The sequence below is a fragment of the Rathayibacter sp. AY1C9 genome, from assembly GCF_002932315.1.
Lineage (GTDB): Bacteria > Actinomycetota > Actinomycetes > Actinomycetales > Microbacteriaceae > Rathayibacter.
The window spans coordinates 1-14,457 of record NZ_PSVZ01000038.1 but is presented as its reverse complement, the minus strand read 5'-3'; the positions used below and the strand labels follow the sequence as shown (position 1 = coordinate 14,457).

The window sequence follows — 14,457 nt, the reverse complement described above, 5'->3', positions numbered from 1 at the left end:
GTCCCGTTCGGCGACGCGGAAGCCCTCGAGGCCGCGATCGACGACGACACCGTGGCGGTGCTGATCGAGCCGATCCAGGGCGAGGCCCGACCGGCCTCGCCATCGCCGCACTCGTCGTCGGCATCGTCGCGTTCCTCGTCGGCCTCGTGCCGGTCTTCGGAGCACTCGTCGGGATCGCCGCCGTCGTCCTGGGCATCCTCGCCCTCCGCCGCGGTCAGTCGAAGGCGATGTCGATCACCGGCGTCGTCCTCGGCGGTCTGGCCGTCCTCGCCTCGCTCCTGACGACGATCGGCTTCGGAGCCGCCGTGAACTCCGCCTCGAGCGACCGCCCGGCGGCCGTGATCGTCGAGTCGTCCGAGCCCACGACCGCTCCCGTCGTGCCGGCCACGGAGGAGGCGGAGGTCGTCGAGACGGCGGAGCCCGCACCCGTCGAGACGGCGGAGCCCGCACCCGTCGAGACGGTCGCCCCTGCCCCGGCGCCTGTCGAGACGGCGGCTGCTGCGCAGGTCTCGCCCGAGTTCGCCTCGGCACTCATCAAGGCGCAGAGCTACTCCGAGATGCTCCACATGAGCAAGGCGGGCCTGTACGGCCAGCTCACCTCCGAGTACGGGGAGCAGTTCTCGCCCGAGGCCGCGCAGTACGCGGTGGACACCGTCTCCGCCGACTGGAACGCCAACGCGCTGGCGAAGGCCAAGGACTACCAGGCCCAGATGGCGATGGCGCCGGAGGCCATCCGCGACCAGCTGACCAGCGAGTACGGGGAGCAGTTCACGAGCGACGAGGCCGACTACGCCATCGCGCACCTGAACGACTAGTCCCACTCGGACCGTCGCGGCACTGCGCGGCCACTGAGCAGGTCCTCCCGGAGCGCGCCGCCGTCCGTCGCCCACGACCCGGGCGACGGAGGGCGGCGGACCACCGGAGCCGGTTCAGGCCAGGACGGCGAGGGTGACGGGGAGCGCCTCGCTCCACCTGCCGGTCAGCCGCTCCTCGCCCTCGAGAAACGGCGGCGCGAGGACCCGCGCGAGGACGAGAGTCAGACCGTCGGCCGAGGCCGTGGTGGTCCGTGCGTCGCTGCGGACGAGCACCGTCGACGGCGGCCCGGACGCTCCGGCGCCTGATCCGCTGCCCTGCACCGTCGCGGTCGGCGGGCGGACGATGCGCTGCCCGTCCTCCTCGAAATGCTGCTCGACCTCCCGGGCGCCGGTGCGGATCGCCGTGGCGAAGGCGGCGATCGCGACGGGGTCGCCGGCACCGTCGTAGACCCAGCGACGACCGAGGACGGTGTGCTCGACGGTCGCGAGGAGATGCGCGTCACCGCCGGCGAGAGGCGAGCCGCGGTAGGTCAGCGGCACTTGGAGCGGCGGCTGCCCGGTCGACTGGACGATCAGCGTCTCCACTCCCACCTCGCCATCGGGGTCGTCGAACCGGTAGGCGCCGAGCTGCGTGAATCCGCCGCCCTCGCACCAGGGCTGCGTCGGCGCCCATGCCTCCACGATCTCGAGCTTCCCGGGGGTGATCGTCGCACGGTGCAGAAGGGCCATGCACCGAGAGTAGAGTCGGCCGATCCGTCCGAGGAGTGCCCGTCAGCGAGCGGCGCCCGCCGTCGCCGACTCGGGCAGGCTGCTCATCGGGAGCGTGTACTCGCCCTTCAGCGCCGAGATCCAGACGGTGGTCGGGGCGACGGCGGCGAAGTTCGAATTGAGCAGCGCCATCAGCGTGGTGTGCAGGGAGTGCGCGTCGATCGAGCCGGCGTCGTTCGAGATCGCGATCGCGCCCGTCGCGTCCGAGAGGACCTCGGCGCGGAGCCTGTGCGTCTCGGCCTCGGCGGCCGAGGCGAGGATGCAGTTGTTGGTCATGTAGCCGACGAGGGTGATCGTGTCGACGTCGTGCTCGCGGAGCCAGTCGAGCAGGTCGGTCCCCGCGAAGACCGTGCCGAACCGCTTCGTGACGTTCTTCCACGAGTCCGAGCGGCGCTTCTCGATCTCCGGGTGCAGCGCGAAGGACGGACCCGACGGGTCGAAGATCGGCGCTCCCTCGCCCGCGCTGTGCTGGACGACGGCGATCGGGAGGCCCGCGGCGGCGGCGGAGTCGAGGGCGGCGGCGATCCTCGGCAGCGACTGCGCGTGCGGCGGGTACTGGATCTCGAGCGGACCGCTGAAGTACTCCTGCTGCACGTCGACGAGGATCAGTGCGCGGCGCGGTGTGGTCATGAGGGGCTCCCATCGGTGGCGGACGTCCCCGATCCTCCCGCCCGGGGCTGGGAGCGGCGGTCAGCCACGCGGCCCGCGACCCGGTCGTGGGCGCAGGCCCACACCTCCTCGTGCTCGAGCGGAGTGAGGACGCCGGCGTCGAGCAGCCTGTCGGCCCGCCGCAGCGCGGCAGCGATCGCCGCCTGCTCGGCGACGGCGGGGGAGTCGACGTCCGCGATCACGAGCCGACGGGCGCAGGCCCGGCGGAGGCGGCGGGTCGAGCGGGCCGAGAGGAGCAGGAGCGACGCGGTCGGCAGGGCGAGCGCGGCCAGCAGGAGGAGCGGCAGCCGGTCGAGCGCGAGCGTCCCGACGGCGCCGGCGGCCGTCACGGCCACGACCAGCTGCGGACCGGCCGCGTGCAGGCGGAGGCGCCTCCGCTCCTCGGCGGAGGTGCCGGGCGCGAAGACGACGAGCTCGCTCCGGACGACGCCGTACCGGCTCGCACCGACGGTGTGGCGGCCCCAGCGGGGGCCGGCGTCGAGGACGCGGAGGAGCTGGTGCACGAGCGCCATCGTCTGCCCGCGACGGCGGGTGCAAGGGGATCCTGACGGAACGCGGACGCGTACCGGGCCGATCCGCACGGTCCGCTCGCGCGACGCTCACGACCCCCTCACGACGCGGGATCGCGCGCCGACGTCCCTCCCCAGCCGATTACCCGTGAGGAAAGCGTGAGGATCCGCTCATTCCGGGCGGGCGCGCTCCTCACGGCGAGTAGAAACATCCAGTGACCTCTTCCGTCGTCCGTGGCGACCCCGACGCCCTCGAACCCTCACCTCTCTCCTCCGCGCGCGCGGGCGGGGTGAAGGCGTGGCTCCTCGAGGGCCTCCGCGACGACTCCGGAGCGCACCCCGGCCCCCACGCGGCCACCGGCAGGACGCACTCGTGGTGGCGCGTCATGTGCCTCACGGGCGTCGACTACTTCTCCACCCTCGGCTACCAGCCGGCGATCGCGGCGCTCGCCGCGGGCCTGGTCTCGCCGCTAGCGACGATCGTCCTGGTGGTGCTGACGCTCCTCGGCGCGCTCCCCGTCTACCGCCGCGTGGCCCGCGAGAGCTTCCGCGGCGAGGGGTCGATCGCGATGCTCGAGCGCCTGCTGCCCTGGTGGGGCGGCAAGCTCTTCGTGCTCGTGCTGCTGGGGTTCGCGGCCACCGACTTCATGATCACGATCACGCTCTCGGCGGCCGACGCGACGGCGCACGCGGTCGAGAACCCGTTCGCCCCCGCCTGGTTCCACGGGGCGGAGGTGCCGCTCACGCTGGGGCTGATCGCTCTGCTGGGGATCGTGTTCCTGCGCGGGTTCCGCGAGGCCATCTCGATCGCGGTCGTGCTCGTGGCCGTGTTCCTCCTGCTCAACGCGATCGTGATCGCCGTGGCGATCGGGCACGTGGCCGAGAACCCCGTCGTCATCGGCGACTGGTGGTCGGCGCTCACGACCCAGCACGGGAATCCGCTGATCATGGTCGGCATCGCGCTCATCGTGTTCCCCAAGCTCGCGCTCGGGCTCTCCGGCTTCGAGACCGGGGTCGCGGTCATGCCGCAGATCCGCGGCGACGCGGGCGACACCGAGGACGCCCCGGTCGGCCGCATCCGCGGGGCGAAGCGGCTGCTCATCACCGCCGCCGTCACGATGTCGGCGTTCCTCATCACCTCGAGCTTCGTCACCACGCTGCTCATCCCGCAGGCGCAGTTCCAGCCGGGCGGCGAGGCCAACGGCCGCGCGCTGGCCTACCTCGCGCACGAGTACCTCGGCGAGGGCTTCGGCACGGTCTACGACATCGCGACGATCTGCATCCTCTGGTTCGCGGGCGCCTCCGCGCTGGCCGGCCTGCTCAACATCGTCCCGCGCTACCTGCCCCGCTACGGCATGGCTCCCCAGTGGGCCGGCGCCGTCCGTCCGCTCGTGCTGGTCTTCACCGTCGTCGCCTTCGTCATCACGATCCTCTTCCGCGCCGACGTCGACGCGCAGGGCGGCGCCTACGCGACCGGCGTGCTGGTGCTGATCACCTCCGCGTCCGTCGCCGTGTTCCTCTCGGCGAAGCGCAGGAAGCAGCGCAAGCGAGCAGTGGGCTTCGCGGTCATCGCGCTGGTCTTCGTCTACACGACGGTCGTGAACGTGGTCGAGCGGCCCGACGGCGTGCGGATCGCGGCGGTCTTCATCGTCGGCATCCTCGCGGTCTCGCTCGTCTCGCGCGTGCACCGCTCGTTCCAGCTGCGCGCCACCTCCGTGGTGTTCGACGCCGCCGCGATCGACTTCCTCACCACGGACGCCGACGACTACGGCGTGATCCGCATCCTCGCGAACGAGCCCGACGACGGCTCCGAGGCCGAGTACCGGGACAAGCTGGCGGAGGAGCAGCGCGACAGCAACCTGCCCATGCGCGGGCCGGTGCTCTTCCTCGAGGTGCACACCACCGACTCCTCCGACTTCGAGGAGGACCTGGTCGTGCAGGGCCGCGTCTGCCACGGCTTCCGCGTGCTCACGGTGACCAGCGGCAACATCCCGAACACCATCGCCACGGTGCTGCTCGAGATCCGCGACCTCACCGGCGTGATCCCGGACGTCTACTTCGAGTGGACCGAGGGCGGCCCCATCTCGAACATGTTCCGCTTCCTCATCACCGGCACCGGCGAGGTCGCCCCCGTCACCCGCGAGGTCCTCCGCCGCGCGGAGTCCCGCCGCGACCGCCGGCCGGGCGTGCACGTGGGCTGACGCCTGCTGCGCGGCGGGGGCGTGGCGGCGCGGAGGTGCCGCTCCTGCTGCGGGATGGCGCCGAGACGCCGCTCCGTCATCGAGACACCGCTGCAGGAGCGGTGTGTCGGCGGAGGAGGCGGCGTCCCGGCGCGCGGCGGCCCCGTAGCGTGGGCGCGGGCACCCGTCGGGGCGCCGACACCGACGAACGGACGACGATGACCCTCGAGGACCAGCGCGCGCACATCCTGACCGGCGCCGTGTACGACGACATGACCCCCGAGCTGGTCGCCGCGCGCGAGCGGGCGGTCCTCGCCTCGAACGCGTACAACGCGAGCTTCGGGCGTCCCCCGGTCGAGCGGGAGGCTCTGCTCCGCGAGCTCGTCGCCTCGGTGGGCGCGGACGCGCACCTCGAGCCGACGTTCCGGTGCGAGTTCGGGTTCAACATCACGATCGGCGACCGCTTCTACGCGAACTTCGACTGCATCCTGCTCGACGGCGCCCCCATCACGATCGGCGACGACGTGCTGTTCGGCCCGCGCGTCTCGATCTACACGTCGAACCACGCCCTCGACCCGGCCGAGCGCGCCGCCGGCGCCTGCACCGCGAAGCCGGTCGTCGTCGGCGACGGCGTCTGGATCGGCGGCGGCGTCACGATCAACCAGGGCGTCACCATCGGCGACGGGGCCGTGATCGGCTCGGGCAGCGTCGTCACCCGCGACGTCCCCCCGCTCACCATCGCGGCCGGCGTCCCCGCCCGCGTCCTCCGCTCGATCACCCCCGACGACCGGACCGGCTACCGCCCGGCCCACTGACGCCGACTCACGTCGGCTCCGGAAGGCCGGTTGCGAGACGCCGGCCACGAGACGTCGGCTCCGAGACGCCGCTCCCGGGCGGCGCGCGGCCGGCGGGCGGCGATCCGCCCTCAGGACTTCACGGTCGACAGAGGCTCGGTGATGCTCTCGAGGCTGCGGCGCTCGGCGTCGACGCCGAAGATCAGGGCGATCACGCCGCCGAGGATCATCACGGCGGCGCCGACGAAGTAGCCGATCGTCAGCGGGCCGCGGTCGCTGCCGTCGCCGATCAGGGCGCCGTAGAGGGCGGGGGCGACCGCTCCGGCGATCTGGCCGAGGGTGAAGAAGTACGAGATCGCCTGGCTGCGCAGCTCGAGCGGGAAGATCTCGCTCACGGTGAGGTAGGCGCTCGAGGCTCCGGCGGAGGCGAAAAAGAACGACACGCACCAGAGGATCGTCTGTGTCGTCGCGGTCAGGACGTCCATGCTGAAGAGGACCGCCGAGACGGCCAGGACCGCTCCCGAGACGCCGTAGGTGAGGAAGATCATCTTCCGCCGGCCCCACACGTCGAACAGGTGGCCGAGCACCAGCGGCCCGACGAGGTTGCCGATCGCGAACGGGAAGAAGAAGTACGAGATCGCGCTCTGCTCGACTCCGTAGAAGTTCTCGAGCACCAGAGCGTAGGTGAAGAAGATCGCGTTGTAGAGGAACGACTGGGTGATCATCATCGTCGCGCCCACCAGCGTCCGCTTCGGGTACTGCCGCAGCAGCACCCGGGCGATGGTGCGGAACGGGATGCTCTCCGTCGCCTTCACGGTGATCGCCTTCGCGTCGTCGACAGGCTCGAGCACGCCGCCCTCGGCCTCCACCCGGCGCGCGATCTCGTCGACGGTGCGCTCCGCCTCCTCCTCGCGGCCGTGCGTCATCAGCCAGCGGGGGCTCTCGGGGATGTGGCGGCGGAGGTAGATGATCGCCAGTCCGAGGATCGGGCCGAGGAAGAAGCCGAGGCGCCAGCCGACGTTCTCGGCGAAGAGCGCGTCGTTCAGGAAGAACAGGTTGGCCGCGGAGCCGAGAGCCGCGCCGCCCCAGTAGGTGCCGTTGATCGCGATGTCGACGCGGCCGCGGTACTTGGAGGGGATGAGCTCGTCGATCGCGGAGTTGATCGCCGCGTACTCGCCGCCGATCCCCATGCCCGCGAAGAAGCGGAACACGGCGAGGAAGACGTAGTTCGGCGCGAGTCCCGCCAGGCCGCTGGCGACCAGGTAGATGACGAGCGTCAGGATGAACAGCTTGCGCCGCCCGAGCTTGTCGCTCAGCCGCCCGAAGATCAGGGCGCCCGCGATCTGTCCGCACAGGTAGATCGTGCCGAGCAGGCCGACCTCGAAGGCCGAGAGCCCGAACTCCTTCGCGAAGCCGGCGGAGGCGACGATCTGGATCTCGAGTCCGTCCAGTACCCACGAGAAGCCGAGGCCGACGACGATCGACCAGTGGAAGCGGGTCCAGGGGAGCCTGTCGATGCGGGCGGGCACGAGGCTCCGGACCGGGCCGCGCGGACTGGTGGATGTCGACATGGCGAGCGCCTTCCTGTCGCCCCGGCGTCGTTGCGGAGGAACGCTGTCCCGAGCGCGGCGAGACGACACTAGACCCGCGGGCGGCTCCATATCGCCGGGCTATTCACCCCTTGTCACGGACCGCCGAGCGGGTGTATTCCGGGCATCATTGCCCGCCCGGAGGAGGAGCGCGGCGCGGAGCTCATCGGTCCGGATCCGGAGCGCGGCGCGGTGGACGCGAGCCCGGATCCGTCCCGCGGGGCCTGACACCGCCCGCCTCCTCGGCCTAGCGTGGAGGCATGATCGACGCGACGCCCGCGGGCACCCCCACCTACGTCCTCAGCGAGGGGCCCGTCTGGGATCCGGACACCGCCCGCCTCACCTGGGTCGACATCGAGGCCGGCGCGGTCCTGTCCGCCCCCGTCACCGCGGAGGGGATCGGAGCGATCTCGCGCACCGACGTCGGCGAGCAGGTCGGCGCCGCGCTGCCCCTGGGCGACGGGCGGACGCTCGTCGCGCTGACCCGACGGCTCGCGATCCTGGAGGTCGACGGCTCCCTCACGCGCGGCTCCGAGCTGCTGCAGGAGGGGCACCGCTTCAACGACGGCACGATCGACCCGCAGGGGCGCCTCCTGGTCGGCTCGCTGACCCTCGGCGAGTCGGCGGGCGACGACGTCCTGCTGCGCATCGAGCACGACGGGTCCGTCACCGTGCTCGACGACGACCTGCGGCTCTCGAACGGACTCGGCTTCTCGCCGGACGGCTCTGTGCTGTACTCGGCCGACACCGAGTCGGGCGTGATCCACCGCCGCTCCTACGCGGACGCCGAGCACGGCCCGCGCGAGCCCTTCGTCGAGCTCGAGGAGGGCGTGTTCGCCGACGGACTGACCGTGGACGCCGACGGCCGCGTGTGGGTCGCGGTCTGGGGCGGGAGCGGCGTCCGCGTGTTCGAGGCCGACGGCAGCCCGGTCGAGGGCGAGGGCATCAGGATCGACGCCCCGCACTCCTCCAGCATCGCCTTCGCGGGCGAGGACCTGGACATCGCGGTCGTCACCTCCGCCTCGCGCGACCTCTCGGCGGACGAGCGGGCGCGTCATCCGCACGCCGGCGGACTGTGGATCGCGCAGCCCGGAGCCCGCGGCCGCGCCGCCACGCGCTGGGTGGAGGGCCCTCTGCCCTAGGCGCGGCCGGTCGCCCGTCAGACGGCGGGCGCCGTCGGCGGGCTCGGCTCCGACGCGGGCTGCGGCACGAGGGTCAGCCGCGAGATGCGGTAGCGGTCCGTCTCGGCCACGCGGAGCAGGTGGTCGCCGACGAGCACCGAGTCGCCCACGACGGCCACACGGCCGATCCGTTCGAGGACGAATCCGCCGACCGTCTCGTACGGACCCTCGGGCAGCTCGATGCCCAGCTGCTCCGCCAGGTCCTCGAGGATCATCCCGCCGTCGACGTCGTGCAGCTGCTCGGCCGCCTTCGCGTCGACCGCCTGGCGGGCGCCGTCGTACTCGTCGTAGATCTCGCCGACGAGCTCCTCGAGCAGGTCCTCCAGCGTGATGATGCCGTCGGTCCCTCCGTACTCGTCGATGACGACGGCGATCTGGTGGCCGTCCTGCCGCATGGTGCGCAGGGCCGCGAGCACCTTCGTCGTACCGGGGACCGCGAGGATCGGGCGGGTGATGTCGGCGACGCTGCTCGCGGTGCCGGCGCGGCCCGCCTCCGGGAACGCGGACATCAGGTCGCGCACGTGGACGAAGCCGAGCACGTCGTCGAAGTCGTCGCCGACCACCGGGTAGCGCGAGTGCGGCTGGTCGAGGACCGCCGCGTAGCCCTCGGCCACGCTGAGCGCGCCGCGGAGGAAGTCGACGTCCGGGCGCGGGCGCATCACCTCGGCGACGCGGCGGTCGTCCGCGCGGAAGATGTCGGTGAGCAGCCGGCGGCTGTCCTCGTGGATCTCGGTGTTGCTGGAGATCATGTCGCGCACCTCGTCGGCCGAGACGCTCTCGCCCTTCTCGCGCGGGTCGGCGCCGAGGAGGCGGACGACGGCGTCGGTCGAGACGGACAGCAGCCAGATCACGGGGCGCATCAGGCGCGCGAGGGCGTTGAGCGGGGGCGCGAGGGCCTTGGTGAACGCGACGGACTTCTGCATCGCCAGGCGCTTGGGGACCAGCTCGCCCAGCACCAGGGAGAGGTACGCGATGACGAGGGTCATCAGGATCAGGGCGACGGTCGAGGCGGCGGAGGCCGAGAGGCCGAGCGACTGCAGCGGCGGCACGAGGTCGGGCGCGATGGTCGAGGCGCCGTACGCCGAGGAGAAGAAGCCGGCGAGCGTGACACCGATCTGGACCGCGGAGAGGAACGTGTTGGGGTTGCGGACGAGCTCGGCGATGCGCCGGCCGCGCTCGCTGCCGGCCTCGATCGCGCGGACCTGGCTCTCGCGGAGGCTGACGATGGCCATCTCGGTGCCCGCGAAGACGCCTCCGAGGAGGACGAACAGCACGACGAGGCCGATGTTGAGGAGGGTGTCGAGATCCACGCCGACCAGAGTAGGGATGCCGGCCGTGAGAACGCCTCGTGGACTCTCAGGGAGTGGGTCGGGCGGGACGACGCCCCCGCCCGCCCGCTCAGGACGCGTCGGCCGGGCGCACGCCGATCGTGAGGATGAGGTTCGCGTAGATGCGGCGGTCGCCCGAGGCGATGGTGAGCGCGACGTCGGGGGTGCGCGCCTCGGCGTAGAAGGCGTGCCGCTCGAGCGAGGTGAAGGGGACGCCGTCGAGGGACCGGCGGAAGGAGTCCTGCGCGGGGACGTCGATGCCGGGCGCGGGGGTCATGACCGTCGCCTCCTCGACGACGATCGCCGAGAGCAGGGCGTCGAGGATCTCGTCGACGGTCAGCATGTCGGGCCGGAGGTTCAGGTGCACCAGGGCGGAGTTCGGTCCGAGCGTGGTGCCGACGGGGTAGTTGCCGTCGGCGATGAGGACGCGGGAGCCGTGGCCGGCGCGGGCGAGCGCGTGCAGGATCTCGGGGTGGAGGAGGGTCGTGGTCAGCAAGAGGAGCTCCTAGAGGTCGTGGAGGTGGGCGACGGACGAGCCGGCGAGCAGGCGGCCGGGGAGCCTCCGCTCCTGGGGACCGGGCTGCTCCGCCCCGGAGTCGAGGCGGAGGCGGACGAGGGCGGCGGCCTCGGCGGCGATCGCCTCGGTCGGCTGGGCGATCGTGGTCAGGTGCGGGCGGACCACGCGGGCCAGCTCGACGTTGTCGAAGCCGACGACGGAGAGGTCCGTCGGCACGCGCAATCCGGAGTCGCCGAGGGCGATCAGGGCGCCGACCGTCAGCTCCCGGTTGCTCGCGAACAGGGCGGTCGGCCGGGGGCTCAGGGCGAGGACCCGCTCGACGGCGGCGACCCCGCTCTCGACCGTCAGCGGGCCGCGCACCACGGCGTCGGCGGCGGGGTGGACGCCGCGCTCGGCCAGGGCGGCGAGGAAGCCGGCGGTCCGCTCCCGGGTGGAGGACACTCCGTCCTCCCCGCCGAGCACCGCGATCGAGCGGTGGCCGTGGTCGAGGAGGTGGCGGGCGGCGGAGGCGCCGGCGCCCGCGTTGTCGAGCGCGACGCGATCGGTGACCAGTGCGTCGTCGATCCAGTCGACGGCCACCACGGGGGTGCCCTGCTCGGAGGCGCGGCGCAGCGCGTCGACGTCGCCCGCGGACGGCACCGCCACGATCCCGTCGACCATCTTCTCGAGCAGCAGGTCGACCGCGGCTCCCGGCTCGGGGCGGCTCACGCCGACCAGCACGCCGATGCCCTCTCCGCGCAGGGCCCGCTCGAGGCCCGCGATGATCGAGAGGTGGAACTCGTTGTCGAGGGCGGGCAGCAGCACCCCGACCGTGCGGGAGCGCCGCGAGCGCAGGCCTCGAGCGAAGCCGTTGACGCGGAAGCCGACCTCGGCGGCCGCCGTCTCGATCGCCGCCCGGTTCTCGGGGCGCACCGGGAGCCCGTTGTAGTGCTTCGAGATGGTCGAGAGCGAGAGGCCGGTCAGCCGCTGCAGGTCCTTGTAGGTGGCCACGTCACAGGGTGGCGCGGGGCGAGCCGTAGCCGCTCCAGCCCGGGATCGTGCCGTCGGCGTCCCACAGGTCGAGCCAGCCGGTGCTGCCGGGCCAGAGGAAGACCTGGCCCTTGATCAGCCGGTTGTTGCGCTCGGCGCCGCGCAGCGCCTCCTGCTCCTCGGCCGTGAGCACCAGGGAGGCGGCGGCCAGGTTCGCCTCGATCTGCTCCGGCTTCACCGCGAACGGGATCGGGATCTGGCCGCGGTTCACCGCCCAGGCGAGGCACACGACGGCCGGATGCACGCCCCGCTCGTCGGCGATCGCCCGCACCGCGGGGTGCTCGATGTCGACGATGTCGCCCTCCACCCGGTCGCGCTCCGGCCGCGACGGCGAGCCCAGCGGCGAGTAGCCGATCGGCTGGATGCGGTGGTCGAGGCAGAAGCGGAACAGCTCCGGCTGCTGGAAGCAGGGGTGCAGCTCCATCTCGTTCAGCTGCGGAGCGATGCGGACGTCGGCGAGGATCCGCTCGAGCTTGGGGATCGTGACGTTGGAGGTGCCGAGGTGCCGGACGAGGCCCCGGTCGACCAGGCCCTCGAGCGCTTGCCAGGTCTCGAGGAACGCCTCGTGGACGTAGGGGCGGGCGTGCGGATCGCGCGCGTCGGTCTCGGCGTGCGGCGGGTGGTGGTTGGGGAAGGGCCAGTGCACGAAGACGGCGTCGAGCACGTCGAGGCCGAGGTCGGCGAGCGAGCGCTCGACGGAGGCGACGGCCGCCGCGGGCTCGTGCGCGTCGTTCCAGATCTTCGACATGACGAAGAGCTCGTCGCGGTCGACTCCGGAGTCGGCGATCGCCCGGCCGACGCGCGGCTCGTTGCCGTAGACGGTGGCGCAGTCGAGGAGGCGGAAGCCGGCGCGGAGGGAGTGCTCGACCGCGAGGCCGACGGTCTCGGCGTCGTAGCGGTCGGAGCCGAACGTCCCGGCGCCGATCGCGGGGATGCGGCTGCCGCTCGCGAGGACGCGGTGGCTCGGCGGAGTGGGGGCCATGCGGATCCTCCTGGTGCGGCGGCGAGGGCGAAACCTTGCGCTTCACGGTAGGCGGGGGAGGGTAGCGGCGTCAACGATTCTGTGGATCGATGTGCGTAACGTTTCGTGCGGTGGGTGCTTTCATCCTCCGTTCCTGCCCCGCCCCCTCGAGAGTCCAGTAGTTGTCGCACTCGAGCGCGACTGCGACGACTCCTGGACTGTCGAGAAGAGCCCCGCCCCTCCGCTCAGACCAGCCGGCGCGACTCCTCCGTGACCACGCGGAACCAGCGCGCGCCGTAGCCGTCGAGGGGCACCGACACGGCGCCGTCCTCGCCGAGCGGGAGCGACTCGCCGCCGAGGGAGTCGACCAGCCGCGCCCCGGCGGGGGTGTCGGGGAGCGTCAGGCGCACCGTGCGCGGGTTCGACGCCAGGTTGTGCACCGCGACGGTCGTGCCGGTCGACGCGGACATCCGGTGCGCGAGCACGCTCGGCTCGTCGCAGGGGAGGTGCGTGTACTCGCCCCAGCCGATCTCCGGCGACCGCCGGTACAGCCAGGCGAGGCCCTTCACGTGGGCCAGGATCGAGTCCGGATCCTGGAGCTGCGCGGCCGCGTTCACGTGCTCGGGTCCGAAGCCGCCGCCGGGAGGGGCGGCGATCAGGTCGGAGGCGTCGGCACGCGAGAACCCGCCGTTGGCGGCGCTGCTCCACTGCATCGGGGTCCGCACGGCGCTGCGGCCCGGGATGTCGGCGTTCTCGCCCATCCCGATCTCCTCGCCGTAGTACAGCACCGGGGTCCCGGGCAGCGAGAAGACCAGGCTGTGGACCAGGCGGACGCGGCGCGGGTCGCCGTCGACCATCGGCGGGAGGCGGCGGACGATGCCGCGCCCGTGGATCCGCTGCGACTGCTCCGGAGCGAACGCCGCGAAGACCTCGTCGCGCTCGTCGTCGCTCAGCTGGTCGAGGGTGAGCTCGTCGTGGTTGCGCGCGAAGTTCGCCCACTGACTGCCGACGGAGATCTCGGGGCGGCTCGCGAGCGCCTCGACGAGCGGCGCCGCCTCCTCGCGGGCCAGCGCGAGGTAGAGGCGCTGGTTGCCGATGAAGTCGAACTGCATCGACAGCTCGTCCGCGTCCTCGCCGCCGAAGAAGCCGAGCTGCTCCTCGCGGGTCACGTTGACCTCGCCCAGCAGCATCGCCTCGCCGGAGCGCCGCGAGACGAAGCGGCGCAGCAGGCGCAGCCACTCGTGCTCGTCGCGTTCGCCGGGCTCGATCAGGTAGGGCACCGCGTCGACCCGGAAGCCGTCGACGCCCAGCTGCAGCCAGAACCCGATGAGCTTCGCGATCTCGTCGCGCACGGCCGGGTTCTCGGTGTTGAGGTCGGGCTGGTGCCGGTAGAAGTGGTGCAGGTAGTACTGGCCCGCCTCCTCGTCGCGGAACCAGACGCCGTCCTCCGCGTCCGGGAACACGTTCGCGGGCTGATCGGCGGGCGGCTCGTCGCGCCAGACGTAGTAGTCGCGGTACGGGCTGTCGCGAGAGGAGCGGGCGGCCTGGAACCAGGGGTGCTGGTCCGAGGTGTGGTTGACGACGAGGTCGACGATCACACGCATCCCGCGGTCGTGGGCGGTCCGGATCACCTCGACGACGTCGCCGTGGTGCCCGAAGCGCTCGTCCACTCCGTAGAAGTCGCTGATGTCGTAGCCGTTGTCGCGGCCGGGGGACCGGTAGAACGGCGCGAGCCAGAGGCAGCTGACGCCGAGCTCGGCCAGGTAGTCGATCCGGTGGACGAGGCCCTCGAGGTCGCCGACGCCGTCGTCGTCCCAGTCCATGAACGTCTTCACGTCGAGGTTGTAGAAGACGGCGGTGCGCCACCACAGGTCGCTGGTGTCGGTGACCCTCATGCGCGGGGCTCCGGGCGGGAGGAGGCGGAGGGTGCGGGGGAGAGGGGCGCGGGCGCGGGTGTGAGCGTGCGGTTGCCGGCGGTGCGGGTAGCGGCGTGCTTGTGCTCGTGATGCGTCACGGAGGGGCTCCAGGGGTCGGGATGAACATCGCCCCATCATCGGCGTCGGCCCGGTGAGAACACCGGCAGCGGCCTCCCGAGTGCGCTCCGGGGACGGAGGCGC

The 14,457-nt window shown here is 72.3% G+C and carries 13 protein-coding genes; 4 read left to right on the top strand and 9 right to left on the bottom strand.

All coding sequences use genetic code 11. From position 1 onward, the window contains the following. The first annotated feature begins 227 nt into the window (after positions 1 to 227). A complete protein-coding gene (locus C5D09_RS16255) occupies positions 228 to 815 on the top strand; it encodes an Ltp family lipoprotein (protein ID WP_104225089.1) in 588 nt (195 codons plus the stop codon). Between the two features lie 114 nt (positions 816 to 929). On the opposite strand, the gene C5D09_RS16250 is transcribed toward C5D09_RS16255, so the two are convergent. Genes C5D09_RS16250 through C5D09_RS16240 form a run of 3 tightly spaced genes read right to left on the bottom strand, consistent with a single transcriptional unit; the run spans position 930 to position 2,755 of the window. Beyond that, positions 930 to 1,544, bottom strand: coding sequence for a hypothetical protein (locus C5D09_RS16250; RefSeq protein WP_104269768.1), 615 nt, complete (start codon positions 1,542 to 1,544; stop codon positions 930 to 932). 42 nt (positions 1,545 to 1,586) lie between these two features. Continuing rightward, entirely contained in the window at positions 1,587 to 2,213 is a 627-nt protein-coding gene (locus C5D09_RS16245) for an isochorismatase family protein (protein WP_104269767.1), read from the bottom strand. After that, complete coding sequence (locus C5D09_RS16240) at positions 2,210 to 2,755, bottom strand: DUF6611 family protein (protein ID WP_146085663.1); 546 nt, start codon at positions 2,753 to 2,755, stop codon at positions 2,210 to 2,212. Before C5D09_RS16240 ends, C5D09_RS16245 begins: the two co-directional genes overlap by 4 nt. A gap of 221 nt (positions 2,756 to 2,976) precedes the next feature. Here C5D09_RS16240 and C5D09_RS16235 point away from each other — a divergent pair, with 221 nt between their 5' ends. Then, the gene (locus tag C5D09_RS16235) at positions 2,977 to 4,962 is read left to right on the top strand and encodes an amino acid permease (protein ID WP_374952929.1); all 1,986 of its coding nucleotides are present in this window, start codon (positions 2,977 to 2,979) and stop codon (positions 4,960 to 4,962) included. A gap of 197 nt (positions 4,963 to 5,159) precedes the next feature. Beyond that, complete coding sequence (locus C5D09_RS16230; RefSeq protein ID WP_104248278.1) at positions 5,160 to 5,756, top strand: sugar O-acetyltransferase; 597 nt, start codon at positions 5,160 to 5,162, stop codon at positions 5,754 to 5,756. Positions 5,757 to 5,866: 110 nt separating this feature from the next. Here C5D09_RS16230 and C5D09_RS16225 read toward each other — a convergent pair whose 3' ends face one another. Continuing rightward, the gene (locus tag C5D09_RS16225) at positions 5,867 to 7,306 is read right to left on the bottom strand and encodes an MFS transporter (protein ID WP_104269765.1); all 1,440 of its coding nucleotides are present in this window, start codon (positions 7,304 to 7,306) and stop codon (positions 5,867 to 5,869) included. 278 nt (positions 7,307 to 7,584) lie between these two features. On the opposite strand from C5D09_RS16225, the gene C5D09_RS16220 reads away from it, so the two are divergent. Beyond that, positions 7,585 to 8,466 (top strand): SMP-30/gluconolactonase/LRE family protein, encoded by an 882-nt coding sequence (locus tag C5D09_RS16220; protein ID WP_104269764.1) that lies wholly within the window; start codon positions 7,585 to 7,587, stop codon positions 8,464 to 8,466. Positions 8,467 to 8,483: 17 nt separating this feature from the next. On the opposite strand, the gene C5D09_RS16215 is transcribed toward C5D09_RS16220, so the two are convergent. The 5 genes from C5D09_RS16215 to C5D09_RS16195 form a co-directional block, all read right to left on the bottom strand. Beyond that, the gene (locus tag C5D09_RS16215) at positions 8,484 to 9,815 is read right to left on the bottom strand and encodes a hemolysin family protein (RefSeq protein WP_104269763.1); all 1,332 of its coding nucleotides are present in this window, start codon (positions 9,813 to 9,815) and stop codon (positions 8,484 to 8,486) included. A gap of 88 nt (positions 9,816 to 9,903) precedes the next feature. Further along, entirely contained in the window at positions 9,904 to 10,329 is a 426-nt protein-coding gene (locus tag C5D09_RS16210) for an RbsD/FucU family protein (protein ID WP_104269762.1), read from the bottom strand. Positions 10,330 to 10,338: 9 nt separating this feature from the next. Next, positions 10,339 to 11,340, bottom strand: a complete 1,002-nt coding sequence (locus C5D09_RS16205; RefSeq protein ID WP_104269761.1) for a LacI family DNA-binding transcriptional regulator — start codon at positions 11,338 to 11,340, stop codon at positions 10,339 to 10,341. Between the two features lies 1 nt (position 11,341). Next, positions 11,342 to 12,361, bottom strand: coding sequence for an aldo/keto reductase (locus tag C5D09_RS16200; protein ID WP_104269760.1), 1,020 nt, complete (start codon positions 12,359 to 12,361; stop codon positions 11,342 to 11,344). Positions 12,362 to 12,585: 224 nt separating this feature from the next. After that, complete coding sequence (locus C5D09_RS16195; RefSeq protein WP_104269759.1) at positions 12,586 to 14,235, bottom strand: alpha-amylase family protein; 1,650 nt, start codon at positions 14,233 to 14,235, stop codon at positions 12,586 to 12,588. Positions 14,236 to 14,457 lie beyond the last annotated feature (222 nt).